The organism is Pedobacter sp. GW822-FHT03F06, from assembly GCF_058801365.1.
Genome location: NZ_JBXANE010000019.1, coordinates 45,647 through 62,624 on the forward strand (window position 1 = coordinate 45,647; position 16,978 = coordinate 62,624).

The following is a 16,978-nucleotide window of genomic DNA, read 5'->3' on the forward strand; positions in this document are numbered from 1 at the left end:
AAGCTATCAGACTAGGGAAAGGCGCAAAGGTTTGTTAAGGTGTGTTAAAAGCTTGGTAACATTTTAAATACAGCCTTTTTAGGAAGGTGATCAGATCTAAAAGGAAGGTCGATCGGAGAGGGGATTATTTTTGTGGCGAAGGATAAGTTTTGTAGTACACTTTTGGGCAGTTACAGTTCTTTTTAAAGATACTGCATCCACTTAAACCTATGGCCACAATTACACAGATGATACTAATTTTTGTTTTCATTGAAATTTAATTTATGAAGCAATACATAACTAAAAACTGCCATAGTTGCGCCTAACATATCGCAGCCAAAATCCCACCATTCTGCAGATCGGTAGGTAAAAACTTTCCATTGTAACAGTTCAATTCCGCCACCAATGATCACATTGATAAGCAATATTTTAAAAATGGTTAATGTTCTGAAAGCGAAGGTATGCTGATATCTTATTTTCCCGTAGAAGAGTAATACCGATAAGACAAAGAAAAAACCCATATGGGTCATTTTATCAAAGCCTTCGAAAAAAAAGCCATGCCCAGGTGAATCGGGCATCTTAATATTACAAAGCACTAAAACGACAATAGTCCAGAAAATGGCCCATTTTTGTTGTTTCAGTGCTTTGTACAAAATATAATAATTAAGCGCCTACCAATTCCTGGTATGCTGCTGCAGTTAATAAACTTTCTACTTCAGCTAAATCAGCTAAAGATACTTTTACCATCCAGCCTTTTCCGTAAGGATCAGAATTTACCAATTCAGGATTGTCGTTCAGTTCAGCATTAACTTCTAACACCGTACCCGTAACTGGCATATATAAGTCAGACACCGTTTTAACAGCTTCTACAGTACCAAAAACTTCTTCTTTTGCTACTTCGCTACCTACCGTATTGATATCAACATAAACAATATCACCTAATTCGCGCTGAGCGAAATCAGTAACACCGATAATAGCTTCGTTACCTTCAACTTTAACCCACTCGTGGTCTTTAGTGTATTTTAATTCTGATGGAAAATTCATGGTTTTAAAATTAGTTTTCGCAAAGTTAAATATTATGTTGGAATGTCGAAGTGTTAATCGATCATTCTGTTATCCAAAATTAAATCAATCAAAATTAGTATACATACTGCCTCTAAAGAATGAAATAAGATTTGTTATGCTCCTTTCAAGCACATAACACAACCATTAGCAAACCAGCTTTCATTATCATTTAGAAAAGAGATACTCACATTAGAATATTCACCCTTGTAACAAATTAAAGTTTCTTTATTAATACCGGCCTTTTTATACACCTCATCTAAATTTATAGTGATCTGATTGATCACATTATAAACCGCTACTAAAACTAAACCTCGAAGATCATCGTTAGGTTCAAGAAACTTAACTAAACCCAGTTCTTGATATACAGATATTTGTTCGATATCCGAATCTTCTGTTTCATCAACATCTATTGGCATCTTTGGTAAATTGTATGTCTCGCATAATCTATGAAATGCGACTTCAGCCTGTTCTTCAATTGATTTGTTTAAACTCTGTATCTCAACTAAAATAGAAGCCAAAGCACTATCACTATCAATCCAGTTTTTTATGGGGTTAATTTCTTTATTATGCTTTGCCATAAATTTTTTCTCTTACACCACCTTGTAACCACTCTACAAGCCTTAAGTTGCTTGGCATGAATTCGATACCTGTTAATTTTTGATCTTCAACCGTTTTCTTGAATTTTTCTAACACACGGTCATTTATATCCCACCCAAAAAAATATATTCATTATTTCCCTGATAATCAGAATCAAATGTAATATCATTAAGATTTAAGTTATCTACATTGTAATTCAAAATCAAAGTCATTATTTCATTGTCAAATTTCTTTTCCCCTACTGGAGTAATTTCAAATTCATTTATACATCGTTCAACAAAACTCATTGAAATATCTGTATTTTTGAAATCCTTTTTTCTTGGCTTTAATTTTTGAATTCTATCAACGAAATTGCTTGCTTTCATATTTTTAAATGTTATTATGATGATGCTTTCATTAATCATTATCTATTTCCGATAATAATGCATCTGATTCGCTTGTCCAGAACGAATTGTATGCAAAACAGGTATTATCTATATTTTCAAAATCATTTTTTAGCTCTTCGAAAGACTGATCTGTAAACTTTAATCTATGATAATCAGCATTTGAATAATCTAATAATGAGGATATAAACTAATGATGTTTAAAGTGAGGTTTTTGACAGAAAGTTGCCATTAAACACATTTTTAATTCTTTGTTAAATATAATGATCTGTGAAAAGTATGTCAGAAATTTTTATCTCATATCGGAATAAGGGATCATCGTCTAGAATTGAAAACTCATCAACAACTTCATTTAAAATATCTCTGCTTAACCAAATTGCCCTAATTGCGTTTACTTTACTACATCTATAAATTTCATCGCAGATTTCTGATTCATTGGTGTTAACAAAATGAGGTTTTTCATATTCGTATCTTCCATCAATAAATTTTACACTATGTTGGTAGACCGAAAAATAATTAAAAACACTTAATTGACATATAAATCTTTTTTCTTCACTTATTTGTATAAGGAACCTTATGCATCGATCTTGATTAAAAAAATGTGTAAAGTTTTCAATTTTAATATTTGGGAAGCTATTATTCAGGTTATTTAAAAAAATAGTTGTAGCATTTGGATTTTCTTTCTCAAATTTTTTGATTTGCACATTGATATTTTCAGTAGTAGTGGCAGAACCCTGATCATAAAAAAAATCTCTTCGAAACAGATTTTTAATTATTTGGTAAATTTTTTCTTTTATATTATTCATTATTGACAATTTATTCCAGTTACCGGTGTATGAGGTGGAGTGCTTCCAGTTAATTTAGCACTAACTCTTGCTCCAGGTACTGCAGTTCCTAATTGTATCTGCATTAGTTTTGCAACAGTTCTGCCCAATGTACCAGATTTTATAAGAATTGTTAACCCTTTTGTTCCATAGCTTTTTTCCAATTGAACCATCGTCGTATTTGCAGCAATTGCTGCCTCCTTTGCAACAATTGAATTAGGCAGATCTCCAGGCACTCCAACTGTTAAATTAAAAATTCCTTTAGCAAATATGCTCCCTGTTGTAACAATATCCCAAATATTCTCCAAATAACTTTCAGGTAATACATTAATTGTTACATCTTTAATGGCTGCTTCTTTCCAGCCTCTAGAGTTTTGACTAGGATCTGGAATAACAACAGTTGAAAACACAAAACTTGATGAACACAATTTATTTTGTGGTTGAACTACTAAGGTTGGATCAACAGCTATATACTCTGGGCCAGTAAGTATTTTCTTAAAGGTTTCATCATATTCATTTGGATTTGTTATTAAATAACCAACTGCCCAACTAACAAATGCCTTGTTCTCTGGCGTTCGCCAATAGGCATTAATTTTTCCGTTCTATCGAAATTCACGAAATTTGGCTTCAAGAATCCTAATGATGTATTGGATAAATCTAGATTGATTTAGCTTAAACAAGAAACCAAGCAATTCGCCTCAGAAAACATCATATGTTCAGGTTCAACAGCGAAAATTTTATCAAGACGCTGAATAGCTCTACTGTAATCAAGTTCAGTTTTTAGGATTCTCCACTATTGCGCGTTTCCTAATTCAATGTAAACCTTAAACTAAACCCGAAATTACTGAATGAAGTATTAAAAGTCTGCGAAGTATAAGGTTTGGTAATATTCGAATCGTAAAACAATTTGATATTAAATTTCTGATTCAACACATAATCTACACTTGGCCTTAATGTAATGTTCTTTGCGCCTGAAGAAACTTCGGCTTCGGTAACATCGGCACGATAAATAACGGTTTTATTATCGCGGATAGCTACATCCAGTTTGAAATCCATGTTGTTATCCATTTTCAGGCTTTTAAACCATCCGAATGGGAAGCGGAATTTATTGGTACGGTAGCCTAATCCTAAAACCATATTATTTTCTGATAGCTGTGCCAGCTGGCTGTTTGATAAACTTAATCCCAATAAACGTGAACGGTTTAATTCGAAAGAAGCGGTCAGGTTATTTTTAAACCTGGTATCAACACCAACTAATGGAGAAAAATATTCAGAAATGGTTACCTGGGCAAACTGGTATTCCGGTAAAAAGTTATTGTTAACATCTCTACTGCTAACTGCACCATTGGTTTCCTGATAGCGCAATAAGGAGTTAAAGCCATTAATATTATAGGCAGAGCGGTAGCCGTGTCTGATATCGACAGACGAAAACTTATCGGCGATAAAAGGAATACGTGTTAAACCGCTATAGGTTAAACTCCAGTTTGGAAGGGGAATTTTAGGGAAGGCATTCATTTTCGTTTTTCCGGCATCTTTGCCCGAATAAGCGGCCATAAAAGCAGAAATAATTACATCCTGACTTTCTTTACCGTAACCATCGGCATAACTGCCGTTTACACCCCCTGAATTTGGATTCTGAGCACCCAATCTTCGAGAGATGATGATCCGATTGGCCATAAACTGATTAAACAGACCCGAAATTACTGTTGAGTTATTTTCCTTGAAAGCCGTACCCAAAGCAATGTACGACACGCTATAATCGCCCGTAGTGATGGCACTTAAGTTTTCGAACGATGATACACTGGCTACATACCTGAAATTGGTAGAAAAGTTTCTTGTTTGCGCCTTATTGGCTTTTAGCGTAATCCGTAAATCTTTAAATGGCTCTACCTGCCCGGTAAGCTGAAAATCTTCTCTGAGTGTGTTTACATACAGTTGGTTCTGCAAGGTATCGGTGGTTAACCATCCGTTGTTTAAGGCCATATCGCGAATATCGCGCTGACTTCCGAAAGCAAAACCCAAGCCTGGTGCACCAGTTGCATTATCGATACCAAAATACTTGGTGGTTGGCAGATAGCCCGGCAAGAAAATACCTTTGGTTTGAACAAAGCTGGCATTAACGTTTTTTACACTCGTTAATAGATTAATAAAAAATGTCTTAGCGCCACTTCCTTCCTGATCGTTGCCTGCCTTTCTGATAAAACCAAACTTGTTGTATAAAGTAGTTAAGTTTAAGGTTGGATTTACCTGTACCGTTCTGCTGTTCTGTACCGTATTACCCAAATTAATATTCGGATCGCGTAAAGTAGAAAGCGGCTCGGTTTGCCAGTTAAAGTTGGTCCCATAACGGGTTTTTACGGTAATCCAGTTTAGTCCTGGTATTTTATCAATTGGCAGGTTATAGGTAACGTTTAAATTATGGTTATAATCGGTTGTACGCCCTAAACGTTTTAAGTTTTGCCAAACGGTATCGCGTTTTAAACCGTCAAGCCTTCCATCCGGTTCATCAATGATCGAATAATTGGTGGCATTAAAATCTAACTGTAACGAACGGGTAAGGTTCCAGGCGATACCATAAATCCGGCTCATGGTAAAGTTTTTGTTAAAGGTAGTGCCGTAACCACTCTGGTAAACCCCAATGGTATTATTCGGATCGTTATTCCGTAAGGTATTTTCTGAATATAAACGGTCTACATCGATCCTGAAATTAATGGCACTTGGAAAAATGCTGAAGTTAAAATCCTTCAGTAAAGCCAGCATGTTCGATTTAATAATCTTTTCAAACGGTGCTATTGTTTTGGCTTCTCTAGAATAACTATACTGCAGCGATGCCCTATAGGTATTCTGAATACTGCTCTGATTAATAAAATCGCGATGATTATATTGGGTGTAGGCATAACTTGCGGCAAAATTTTCAATATCCCATAGGCGGACAGGTTTACTGTTATTGGTCCGTTCTTTTCTGACATTGGTAAAGTTTATGCCTCTTCTAACGGTATAATCCTGTGCGAAATTTAAAATCGAATCTTTTTGTTCTTTCGTTGATTGGTTTAATGCATTTTTAAGCTCGATATCCGGAGTGCGAGGATTGTACTGTGGAGTAGAAACCTGTTTAGAGTAACTTACAAACATCGGGATTTTCACACCCGATTTTTGCGGCAGGAACTTACCTAATTCCATGGCAGAAGAAACATCAAGCAATACATTATCTGCACGGTTCCGCTCGCTCACTTTCGAATCGATAGATCCGAAACCGATGGTAGATTTACTTCCGGAAATATTTACATCTGCAAAATCAGCCAGTTTTAAGTTCAATCTTCCTGTAGCTGCCCAACCGCCCTTTTCGTCAAATTCAGTTAACCTCAATTCGTTAAACCAAACCAGTGCATTTTTATCAAGGCCATCATCGTTCCGTTCATCACTGGCGGCACGGAGCGGATTTTTAATCCCCACCATGTACACCCTAACCTTGCTCATATCAGGTTGCCCTTTAACTACAATGGTTCTATTTCCGTCGGTATAGGTAAATGGAACATTTGTAGGCCATGGTTGTCCGTTGGCTTGTTTAGCTACGTTACGGGCGAGCTTGGCATTTTGGAAAAGTGTTAAATCAATATCCATTCTATTGGCTTCAGGCCAAATGGCATCAGGATCGCTTGTACCCGGATTGGTCACCTTTAACGGGATTACATATTCATAATAGTTATCCTGGTTATCGGTTCCGATTCTTAAGAATGCGGCAACATCATTATCATTTAAAATTTGGTTATTAACAGCCTCGGCATGAATAAACATTTCCAAATGTTTGTAAGATCTGAAATCGCTGTAGGCTGTTTTAAATGCCGCTCTACCATAGCCATCTCTTAACGATTTTACAATAACCGATAGCGATTGCTCATTTAAACGTGTATCGCCACGATAGTTGCTATAATCGCGCTCGCGAAGAATGCCCGGAGGGGTAACGTATGGAATCGGTGAACGTTTTCCATTTTCTTCAATATTTACTGTCGAAACTTCAATAGTAGAATTATCAGGGGTAAGTGCAGGCAACGATGGATCGACGATTACCTGTGCAGCTTGGTTGGAAGCATTATATTCTCTCCACTCTCCACGGATTAACTGCAACTTGGCAAAACGCATCACAGCAGTATCAGCGAAATTGGTCATAAACATCCTGAAGAAACGGATCGATTTAAAATCCTGGATACCGCCTACTTTGTCCTGGTACTGACCGATCGGGATTCTGAATTGATACCATGAAACAGCCTGGGTATTTCCATTAGCCAATTTTACCTGCGAGGTAACCTTATCGGTAATAAAGTTCTGCCCAACATTTAAATCTCCCGGGCGGATCGAAACTTTATACTGAAAATACTCATCACTTTGCGTCATGTTATTATCGCGGTTGATGTCTTCCCCATCGGGTAAAGAAGTAGATGCAGAGTTTTCAAGCCCTAGTTCTTCTTGCGACTGTTGCGAAGTTTTAGAGTTTCCTTCAGTACCGTTATATTTTTCGTAGCGTTTAAGAATACCCGCATTGATCTGATCTAGTGCCGGACCTCTGAAATAAGTATAATTATCTGATGATGGATCGGCATCAAGCGCGGCAGAAGCGGTGGCATTTAACTGCGATTTAATCTGCGTAATTGCCGCTGCAAATTTTACTTTTTCATCAGCATCTGATAGTCCATCCAAACCTACATCCTGTGCTCTACGCGAACTGGCATTGTTATCGAAAGCCTGTACAACGGGTTGCAGTTTTGGTACACGGCCCCAAGCGGTTTCTTCATATTTGCTTGGATCGTTTGTTGCTGGAAGACCGTTTTCTAACGATTTCCGGCCATCCTTAAGAATATCTTCTGAGATATTTCCCAAGTTAAAATACATGTCGCCACCGGCAGAATTTGGTTTATAGATGAATGGATCCATTACCCAAAACTCAATAAAGCCCACATTTAAGGCTTCAAAATCATTGGTTTCGATTTTTCTTTGGAAACCTCCCCAGTTATTTTTGGGCTGCAATAATGTTCCATCTGGCCTAAAGTCGGTAGTACGGAAATTATAAGGCCCTCTAACGGTTGGGTAATATGCCACATCGAAAGTGGTAATGTTTAAGGCCTGTCCGGTTGCCGTTTCTTTAAACGGAAAAACCTCTTGCTCAATTACCTCTCTCACATAGTGATTGGAAAGTTCTCCCCGGTTGCCCCTGATATTGGCCGGAGTGGTTGAAGCGGCAGAATTATAAAAAGTTGGGTCGATGTTATAAAATGCAATTCTTGCCCGATTGTAACCATAAGATAAATCGTTGGATTTATCAAATTCTGAGAAAAGCTGTGGCGTACCCGACAGCTGCCAGGCAATGGCACTCTTTAAATCGATTACCGATCTGGATGCTTCGAAATCATCTAAGTAACTTACCCCGTTTTTACTGCCGGCAAAATTCAATGCCCTTGGGTGGCCAGGAATCAATTGCGCAAACTCTCCATAAAACGTTACACTCGAAGGTGCTTTGGTTGAAATGAACGGAAGTTTATCAACCAGTTTTGTTAAAAATCTTGATGGTGAGCTATAGTTGATATCTGCTCCCCAAATGGTATTCGAAATGGGTTCTTCGCCGATGTTTACCTTTTGGGTTAAAGGTTTCTCGGTCAGGTTCATGATGGTACCGCCAAGGTTTAGTTTATTGTTTACACGGTAATCTAACCGAGTTCCAAAAAGTGATCGTTGCTGCAGGCCAAAGGTTTCACTGTTTTCAGTCGTAATCCGAATCGGCTGACCAGACACCAAAAGTGCCTGATTGATGATGCTCACCCGGCCACCCTGATAATCGACAGTAAAATCTATCCCCTCGGTTAATGGCATTGTTCCGGCAAAAACCTTTACCGATCCTTCCGGAACGTTAATGGCATTTAAACTGAATTCAGAAGAAATATCAGATTGGTAATTTACCTTAATGGTATACCTGTTCTGGTTTTGAAACAACTGCTTAGCAATGGTTTGTGTTGAATCGTAAAGCGCAGTAAAAGTATATTTATTGATCAGAGCCTGCTCACTCGGTAAAAACTTCGAAGCTAAATCTTTACCAAATGGCTCAATAACAGGGAAAATAATCCTTCCATTTGCCGGATCGATGGTGATATAACCCGAATTGGTATTGGTAACCAACGAAGTTTGCCCATTGCTGCCTACACCGAACATACTGGCTTGATTGGCATTGCTTGCAGTAGAATAAGCGCCAAAAGCATTATTTGCGGCCACGAAATCGAAAACCCCATCTGGCCTGCGTTCATTTTGCTGGTTCAAACGATCAAATTCGGTTAAGGCAATCCACTGCTTATTCGCCGTATTTTGTCCTTCAGTCATTACCGGGTTATCCACGCCGGTTTCATTATCGATACGGTAAATATCAAGTTTAAAATTCTGACTGCTGATCTGGTACCCTCCGATAGAATAAATATTTTTCATCATCAGATCCCATGTTGGCAGTTGGATCTTGGTGGTTTCGTTCTTTAATAATTTGGCATAAAGCACCTTGGGATTAGCCGCATCGAAAGATACATCGGTAGAAAACTCACCAACCTGATACTCTACCCCGTTATAGGTATAGCGGTAGGCAACAGCTAAAACCTCGTCGGCATTTAGCGGGTTGTTCAGCGATAAATAACCCAGTTGCGGCTGAAAGGTAAACTCACGCTCGGTTAACTTTCTTGCGTAAACCAGTTTAGCAAAGTTATCGGTATTGCTACTGTTAGCTGGCGTTGTCTGGAAGAAAGAAAGGACGGCGTTTGAATTTGTCTGCCTTACAGCACCGCCCTGATAAGCATTTAACTGCGAGATCAGGTTGTTTGACTGTTGTGGGAAACCCGTAGCGGTAGTTCCTGCCGGCAAACCAGAAGTTCCTCCGGTAATTAAATTATTGTTAAAAGGAACATTTTCTCCCAAGTCCATCAAGCCCAATACATCTCTGGAGTCAGTAGTATTACCTGCCTTATTGGTAATCCATACCTCAATTTTGGTAATCTGGATCGGAGAGGTGATAATAGGTGCGTTGGCCAGGTTTTTATTGTAGTTATTCCTAAAATATTGTGAGAGGAAATAGTGTTTGTTGGCCTCATAGCTATCAATATTTACCGTGGTGGTATTTTGTTGCGCGCCATTGGTAATTTTAATTTCCCGTGATTGCGATTTTTGTTGCGTGTAAACACTTGTTACGTTTAAACGCCCGAATTTTAATTGTGTTTTAATACCGAAGAGGGCCTGGGTTCCGGTAATTAAAGAGGTATTTAAAGGCAAGCTTACGTTACCCGCTTCAATTTTTTGGATAATATCATCAGGTCCGCCGGTATAATCGAGCTTAATCTGATTTTCGAAATCAAACTGGGCCTCGGTATTGTAATTACTTTTGATTTTTAGTTTGGTTCCGATATTACCAACCAGATCCATCTGGATTCTTTGGTTAAAATCGAAATTGGTCTGCACCCGCTGTCTTTCGTTAAAAAGCGGGTTTTCATTTTTATTTACCCGGCCTAAAAAGGTGAGTTCTGCCTCTCCACGGGGCTGAATATCAATGGTTGTTCCACCAAATAATTTTTCGAAAGCTTTGCTGTTTACCTGGATCTGTGGAATAATACCAGTGCTTCTGTAATCACTTACCTCTGCATTTGAAATGCTACGCCAGTTACCGCGTTTTATCTCACTGTTAACCAATCGCTGGTATTCATCAATGGTTAAGTATTGTGTGTTTAAAACAAATTTTTCGCCAATTAATTCCTTTACCACATAACGTTTATTCTTGGCATCGTATTCTACAACACGCTTTAAATTGCTAGGTGCCGGATAAAACGGATTAACTGCCGGACTAAGTCCTAAATGTTCTTTTTCTCGTAAACTAAAATTATTTTTTGGGGTAATAGTATCCGTTTTGCTTGGAACAACTTGAGAGAAGACGTTTTGAGAAGCAATTAAGAAAAGAGGGATGAGAAACAGAAATGTAGATATTCTCTTCAAAGGCAGTAGATCTATAAAGTTTTTAAAGCTTGTTTAATTAGTTGCTCTACCGAAAGTGTCCCCTCTGTCACTTTTAAAATCTGGTCAATAGTTTTTTCGGCGGTTTGTTTGGCGAATCCGAGCATTACCAATGCTGATAACGCTTCATCTTTAACAGTATTGTGTTGAGGCATAGAAATTAATGAATCTACCCCTTCTTTTTTTAGTTTATCCTGTAGTTCTAAAACCAGGCGTTGTGCGGTTTTAGCCCCTAAGCCCTTAATTCTTTGAATTAGAGGTAAATCTGCTTTAACAATTGCGGTCTGGATCTCTATAGGTGTGATCGATGATAAAATCATTCTACCTGTATTTGGTCCAATTCCCGATACCGATATTAAGTGTAAAAATAAACGGCGTTCGCCTTCATCGGCGAAGCCGTATAATGTATGTGCATCTTCTTTTACATGCAGCCAAGTGTAGAGCTTACACCTTTCTGCATCAGCTAAAGCGCTGTATGTATTTAAAGAAATGTTTATATGATAGCCTATACCTCCGGCTTCAACCACAACATATGCTGGGTTCTTGAATGTCAATTTACCATCAATATAGGCGTACATGTAATTCTACTTTTTAGTTGTTTTTCCAAATATACCTTTTCGTTTGGATGTTGCAATTTCTTCTTTTGCTTGCACATCTACAACAGCTATGGTAACCATATTGACGATTTCGCGTACAGAACTACCTAATTGAACAATATGAACAGGTTTATTGAGTCCTAACAAGATCGGACCAACCGCTTCGGCACCGCCTAACTCTTGTAACAATTTGTATGCAATATTTCCAGACTCCAGATTTGGGAACACCAAAGTATTCGCCGGAGCATCGGCCAAAGTGCTAAATGGAAAATTATCTTTCAGTAGTTCGTTGTTGATGGCAAAGTTTCCTTGCATCTCTCCATCCACAATTACCTCTGGGTGATTTTTATGCAGGAGGTTAACCGTTTCTCTTACTTTATTTGGTGTTACCCCATCATTTGAACCAAAGTTCGAATATGATAATAAAGCAATACGGGGTTTGATGTTAAACTGCTTAACAGATTTATCAAGCAATAACGTAATATCTACCAGCTCTTCTGCCGTTGGATCTACGTTGACAGTAGTATCGCCAAAGAAAACAGGTCCTTTTTTGGTCATCATCATGTACATACCAGCAACGCGTTTTACACTCGGATCAACACCGATTACGTGTAAAGCAGGTTTAATGGTAGATCCATAATTTTTGGTCAGACCCGAAATCATCGCATCCGCTTCGCCAAACTCAACCATCGATGCACCATAGTAATTACGGTCTCTCAATAATTTAGTGGCATCAGTTAATGAAACCCCTTTACGCTGACGTTTTTGATAAAGCGCCTCGGCATATTGTTTGGTTTTATCAGGATTTTGCATCTGATCGATGATCTCAACACCTTCTAACTCTAAACCGTGCTCATCAATAATCGCCTGTATTTTATCTTTATTTCCTAAAAGGATCGGAATAGCGATGTTCTCGTCGTTAACAATCTGTGCGGCCTTTAAAATCTTGTAATTATCGGCTTCAGCAAATACAACTCTTTTTGGATCTGTTTTAGCTTTGGTAGTGATGGCACGCATAATGGCATCATCCAGGCCTAAACGTTTTCTCAGTTCTTCGCTATAGGCATCCCAATCGGTAATAATTTTACGGGCTACGCCACTTTCAATTGCTGCTTTAGCAACTGCGATAGAAACTTCGGTAATTAACCTGAAATCTACAGGTTTTGGGATAATATATTCTTTACCAAATTTAAGGTTACGCGCATTGTAAGCTAAGTTTACAGCCTCTGGAACAGATTTTTTAGCTAATTCTGCAATGGCTTTAACAGCAGCGATTTTCATCGGCTCGTTAATACCTGTTGCACGAACATCAAGCGCCCCACGGAAAATATAAGGGAAACCTAAAACGTTGTTCACCTGGTTCGGATAATCAGAACGGCCGGTAGCCATAATAATATCTTTACGGGTTTTAATCGCCAGTTCGTAGGCAATCTCCGGATTAGGATTAGCCATTGCAAAAACGATAGGGTTTTTGGCCATCGAAGTCAACATTTCTGCAGTAACACAATCTGCTGATGAAAGGCCGATAAATACATCTGAATCTTTCATGGCTTCTGCCAAAGTGTTGATTTTTCTATCGGTAGCAAATTCAGCTTTAATATCATCAAGCACTTCGCGGTCTTTACGGATCACACCAGAACGGTCGCACATCACGATGTTCTCTTTTTTAGCCCCTAAAGAAACATAAAGTTTGGTACAAGAAATTGCAGCGGCACCAGCACCATTAACTACAATTTTGATCTTATCCATTTTTTTCTTGAAGATTTCGCAAGCATTCAATAATGCCGCAGCTGAAATAATCGCTGTACCATGTTGATCATCATGCATTACCGGAATGTTCATTTCTTCCTTTAAGCGACGCTCAATCTCGAAACATTCCGGAGCTTTGATATCTTCTAAGTTAACACCACCAAATGTTGGCTCTAATGCCTTAACAATTTTCACAAAATCATCAACATTTTTGGTATCCAACTCTAAATCGAATACATCGATATCAGCGAATATCTTGAAAAGTAAACCTTTTCCTTCCATTACAGGTTTACCTGCTTCGGGGCCGATATCGCCTAAGCCTAAAACGGCTGTACCATTACTAATTACCGCAACCAGGTTACCTTTTGCGGTATATTTATAAACATCTTCTTTATTTTCTGCAATCTTCAAACACGGCTCTGCAACGCCAGGGGAATACGCTAAAGTTAAATCTCTCTGCGATGTTGTAGGTTTTGTGGGTACTACTTGTATCTTTCCTGGACGGCCTTGCGAGTGGTAATCAAGCGCATCTTGCTTTCTAGTGGTCTTACTCATTACGTAACTTATTAGTGACGGGGGCAAAGGTACAATTCTTTTTATGAGGCATAAAATAAAAAGCCCTTCAAAAAAGTTAAATAAGACGTTACTTTAAGCTGCCGTTACACTAATTGGGTTAAACCAAGCATTGTTGATAGAATTTCAGATTATTTGATCAAAAAATGAATGCCATTGTCAGATTTACCCTGTTATCCTCTACTGATTTTCAGGATCATTCCTACTTGCAAACCTGCCTTTGATAAACGGTTATCTCTTCTGATGCTCTGAACGGTTGCACCGTCAAATTTTTCTGCAATTTCAGACAGGGTATCGCCTGTTTTAACTTTGTAACTTAGAAACGAAGATGGTGCTTTTAACGGCATCCGGTTTTTGGCATAAATCTTTAGTTTTTGTCCAGGCACCAGCGTTTTGCTTTTTAAACCGTTCCAAACCCTTAAATCCTGTACCTCTACACCATATTTATCGGCAACAGTTGTTAAGCTCTGTCCTGAGCTAACTTTATGATAAACCACGGAGGATGTAGCTATACTTTTAGTTTTTTTCTTTCTTAAATCTCTTACATCATCGGTACTGGCGGCTACTACTTTCATGTTCACATCCACTTCCTGATTGTTGAGCACATCATAAATACCTGCGTAGTCGATATCCCTTAACTTGGGCATTACAATACGCTTCGGCTCATCATCGGTACCGTTTACAATCTTTTTCTTGTACGATGGGTTTAAGGCCATAATCGCCGCTTCATCAATATTTAACACTTTTGCGAGCGTAGATAGCGACACGAAACGGGTAGTTTGAACGGTATCGGTTTTTAAGAACATGCTCGAGGCTTGTGCGGTAATCTGATGTTTGGCAGAATAATTCATTACATAAACTGCGGCGATAAATGCCGGCACATAATTTCTGGTCTCTTTAGGTAAAAACTGTCTGATTACCCAAAAATCCCTTGATCCTGCTTTATCAATAGCCCGGTTAACATTCCCCTTTCCGCAGTTATAAGCAGCGATGGCCAACAGCCAATCGCCAAGCTCTTCAAAAGCATCTCTAAAATAAGCTGCCGCTGCATAACTGGCCTGGATGGGATCTTTACGTTCGTCCACAAAGTTATCCATCTTTAGGCCATAGGCCTTACCTGTGCCGAACATAAACTGCCAGATACCTGTTGCCCCTACTCTGGAAATGGCATGCGGATTCATCTGTGATTCGACAATGGTTAAATATTTTATTTCCTGCGGAATATTATAATCCTTTAATGCTTTATCAAAAATAGGGAAGTAATAGTTTGATAAACCGATCATTTTCCCGAACATATCTTTACGCTTGGCATAAATATCGATATACTGCTGAACGTACTCGTTGTAAGGAAGAGGTACTGTTTTAGCGATAGAATCGAGTCTGAGTTTATAGATAAAGTTCTGCCCCATTGTTAATGGGTTTTCTGAAACAACCGGTACAGCTACGGTATCGGTATTGATAAAAATGTTGTTGTGAATCTTCGGAAGACTATCCAGTTTGAGCGTTTGTTGCGCGGAAGAGGAAGAAATGTATCCTAAACAAGCACAAATTGAAGCAAAAAGTAATTTTTTAATCATGGGCTATTGGTTCAAATTTTCATTAACCGTGGCCTGTGTCCTCACAAACCTTTATACATATTCCTTTTTCTTTCCATAATTAGGGAAAGAGTAAGAATCTGCGAACCTTCTAGACAACGCCTAGAAAAACAGTTAATAAAATGCCATTGCCATACTTAACTATGCGCCGTAACTCGCAATGACGATAAAACTATGATAAAAATGCCTGAGAAAAAGCCAGAAGCTTATCTTCCTCAAAATGTTTGGCTGTAAACTGTATACTTAACGGCAATCCTGCTGCATTATTGCCTAGTGGTAAAGCAATAGCCGGATTCCCGCTTAAAGAAGGTAATACGGTAAAAATATCGGCCATATACATCACAATTGCATCCTGAACATTATCGCCAATTTTAAAAGCAGCTGTTGGTGCCACAGGAGAAAGAATTAAATCATAATCCTGAAACAAAACATCCATTTTTTCTCTGATCAACCGGCGAACCTGCTGTGCTTTTTGATAGTAAGCATCGTAATATCCCGCACTTAAAACGAAAGTACCTAAAAGAATGCGGCGTTTTACTTCCTCGCCAAAACCTTCGGCGCGGGATAATTTATAAAGCTCATTTAACGATTTCGCCTCCAGGTTACGATGCCCGTAATGAACGCCATCATAACGCGAAAGATTTGAAGAGGCTTCGGCCGTTGTTAAGATATAATAGGCCGGAACCAGATAATCCAACAGATCAAAAGAAACATACTCAACAGTATGTCCATCTGATTTGAGCTGCTCGATTGATTTTAAAATAGCCGATTTGATTTCGGGATCGAGGGCTTCGCTCTCAATAGTTTCTTTTAATACCGCTATTTTTTGTTTTTTACGCTCGTTTAAATGAGCAGGGTAATTGGGCACTGCACTTGAAGAAACAGTAGAATCGTAATCATCAGCGCCGGCTAAAACCTGTAAAAGCAAGGCAGCATCTTCTACCGATGATGTAATTGGGCCAACCTGGTCAAAAGAAGAAGCATAGGCAATAACACCATACCTTGATATACGGCCATAAGTAGGTTTAAGCCCAATCTGGCCGCAAAATGCAGCCGGCTGTCTTACCGAACCACCGGTATCGGTACCCAGGGCAGACAAACACATATCAGCCTGAACGGCTACAGCTGAGCCACCTGAAGATCCACCGGGAACAAGGTCGGGATTTGCAGCATTTTTAGCAACCCCATAGTACGAAGTTTCATTAGAGCCGCCCATAGCAAACTCATCACAGTTTAAGCGACCGATAATAACGGCATCTTCCTGTAACAATCGCTGCACAACGGTAGAAGAATATGGAGATACAAAACCTTCGAGCATTTTTGACGATGCAGTAACGATATGCTCTTTATAACAGATATTATCTTTAATACCAATTACCATTCCTGCAAGTTTACCTGCAGTACCTTCTTCTATTTTTTGCTGTATCGCTTTAGCCTGAACTTCAGCCGATAAAAAAAACACCTCATTAAATGCATTGAGGTGTTCATTATTTTCAATTTGCTTAAAATAATAAGCCAATAAATCGGGTAAAGTTAATTGCTTTTGCGCAATGAGTGTTTGAATCTCCTTAAGAGAGCTGTATTTCTTCAAA

At 38.6% G+C, this 16,978-nt stretch carries 13 protein-coding genes; all 13 read right to left on the reverse strand.

The features are described 5' to 3' along the window. Window positions 1-124 precede the first annotated feature (124 nt). Window positions 125-250, reverse strand: a complete 126-nt coding sequence (locus tag AC1RJ8_RS24220) for a hypothetical protein (RefSeq protein WP_492955988.1) — start codon at window positions 248-250, stop codon at window positions 125-127. Then, window positions 234-632, reverse strand: coding sequence for a VanZ family protein (locus AC1RJ8_RS24225; protein WP_492955987.1), 399 nt, complete (start codon window positions 630-632; stop codon window positions 234-236). Before AC1RJ8_RS24225 ends, AC1RJ8_RS24220 begins: the two co-directional genes overlap by 17 nt. A gap of 10 nt (window positions 633-642) precedes the next feature. Then, window positions 643-1,023 carry a glycine cleavage system protein GcvH gene (gene gcvH, locus AC1RJ8_RS24230; RefSeq protein ID WP_492955986.1) on the reverse strand — a complete coding sequence of 127 codons (381 nt, stop codon included), beginning with the start codon at window positions 1,021-1,023 and terminating at the stop codon, window positions 643-645. A gap of 134 nt (window positions 1,024-1,157) precedes the next feature. Further along, a complete protein-coding gene (locus AC1RJ8_RS24235) occupies window positions 1,158-1,622 on the reverse strand; it encodes a hypothetical protein (RefSeq protein WP_492955985.1) in 465 nt (154 codons plus the stop codon). Further along, window positions 1,609-1,737: a hypothetical protein gene (locus tag AC1RJ8_RS24240; protein ID WP_492955984.1), complete on the reverse strand. Its 129-nt coding sequence runs from the start codon at window positions 1,735-1,737 to the stop codon at window positions 1,609-1,611. The genes AC1RJ8_RS24235 and AC1RJ8_RS24240 overlap by 14 nt, the downstream gene beginning before the upstream one ends. Before the next feature lie 8 nt (window positions 1,738-1,745). Beyond that, on the reverse strand, window positions 1,746-2,006 hold the full coding sequence (locus AC1RJ8_RS24245) for a hypothetical protein (RefSeq protein WP_492955983.1): 261 nt from the start codon (window positions 2,004-2,006) through the stop codon (window positions 1,746-1,748). A gap of 272 nt (window positions 2,007-2,278) precedes the next feature. After that, a complete protein-coding gene (locus AC1RJ8_RS24250; protein ID WP_492955982.1) occupies window positions 2,279-2,830 on the reverse strand; it encodes a hypothetical protein in 552 nt (183 codons plus the stop codon). Next, window positions 2,830-3,276 carry a hypothetical protein gene (locus AC1RJ8_RS24255; RefSeq protein ID WP_492955981.1) on the reverse strand — a complete coding sequence of 149 codons (447 nt, stop codon included), beginning with the start codon at window positions 3,274-3,276 and terminating at the stop codon, window positions 2,830-2,832. Before AC1RJ8_RS24255 ends, AC1RJ8_RS24250 begins: the two co-directional genes overlap by 1 nt. A 379-nt stretch (window positions 3,277-3,655) precedes the next feature. Beyond that, on the reverse strand, window positions 3,656-10,855 hold the full coding sequence (gene sov, locus AC1RJ8_RS24260; RefSeq protein WP_492955980.1) for a T9SS outer membrane translocon Sov/SprA: 7,200 nt from the start codon (window positions 10,853-10,855) through the stop codon (window positions 3,656-3,658). Between the two features lie 11 nt (window positions 10,856-10,866). Then, a complete protein-coding gene (ruvA, locus tag AC1RJ8_RS24265; RefSeq protein WP_215124881.1) occupies window positions 10,867-11,451 on the reverse strand; it encodes a Holliday junction branch migration protein RuvA in 585 nt (194 codons plus the stop codon). Window positions 11,452-11,457: 6 nt separating this feature from the next. Next, a complete protein-coding gene (locus tag AC1RJ8_RS24270) occupies window positions 11,458-13,773 on the reverse strand; it encodes an NADP-dependent malic enzyme (protein ID WP_492955979.1) in 2,316 nt (771 codons plus the stop codon). 191 nt (window positions 13,774-13,964) lie between these two features. Continuing rightward, window positions 13,965-15,368 carry a lytic transglycosylase domain-containing protein gene (locus AC1RJ8_RS24275; protein WP_492955978.1) on the reverse strand — a complete coding sequence of 468 codons (1,404 nt, stop codon included), beginning with the start codon at window positions 15,366-15,368 and terminating at the stop codon, window positions 13,965-13,967. 190 nt (window positions 15,369-15,558) lie between these two features. After that, window positions 15,559-16,977, reverse strand: a complete 1,419-nt coding sequence (gene gatA, locus AC1RJ8_RS24280; RefSeq protein ID WP_492955977.1) for an Asp-tRNA(Asn)/Glu-tRNA(Gln) amidotransferase subunit GatA — start codon at window positions 16,975-16,977, stop codon at window positions 15,559-15,561. Between the last annotated feature and the right edge of the window lies 1 nt (window position 16,978).

What these genes read in the sequence shown, in the direction of transcription:
- AC1RJ8_RS24220 (WP_492955988.1), bottom strand. Translation starts at nt 250, where the DNA reads ATGAAAACAAAAATTAGTATCATCTGTGTAATTGTGGCCATAGGTTTA.
- gcvH (WP_492955986.1), bottom strand. Translation starts at nt 1,023, where the DNA reads ATGAATTTTCCATCAGAATTAAAATACACTAAAGACCACGAGTGGGTT.
- AC1RJ8_RS24235 (WP_492955985.1), bottom strand. Translation starts at nt 1,622, where the DNA reads ATGGCAAAGCATAATAAAGAAATTAACCCCATAAAAAACTGGATTGAT.
- AC1RJ8_RS24245 (WP_492955983.1), bottom strand. Translation starts at nt 2,006, where the DNA reads ATGAAAGCAAGCAATTTCGTTGATAGAATTCAAAAATTAAAGCCAAGA.
- AC1RJ8_RS24250 (WP_492955982.1), bottom strand. Translation starts at nt 2,830, where the DNA reads ATGAATAATATAAAAGAAAAAATTTACCAAATAATTAAAAATCTGTTT.
- ruvA (WP_215124881.1), bottom strand. Translation starts at nt 11,451, where the DNA reads ATGTACGCCTATATTGATGGTAAATTGACATTCAAGAACCCAGCATAT.
- AC1RJ8_RS24270 (WP_492955979.1), bottom strand. Translation starts at nt 13,773, where the DNA reads ATGAGTAAGACCACTAGAAAGCAAGATGCGCTTGATTACCACTCGCAA.
- AC1RJ8_RS24275 (WP_492955978.1), bottom strand. Translation starts at nt 15,368, where the DNA reads ATGATTAAAAAATTACTTTTTGCTTCAATTTGTGCTTGTTTAGGATAC.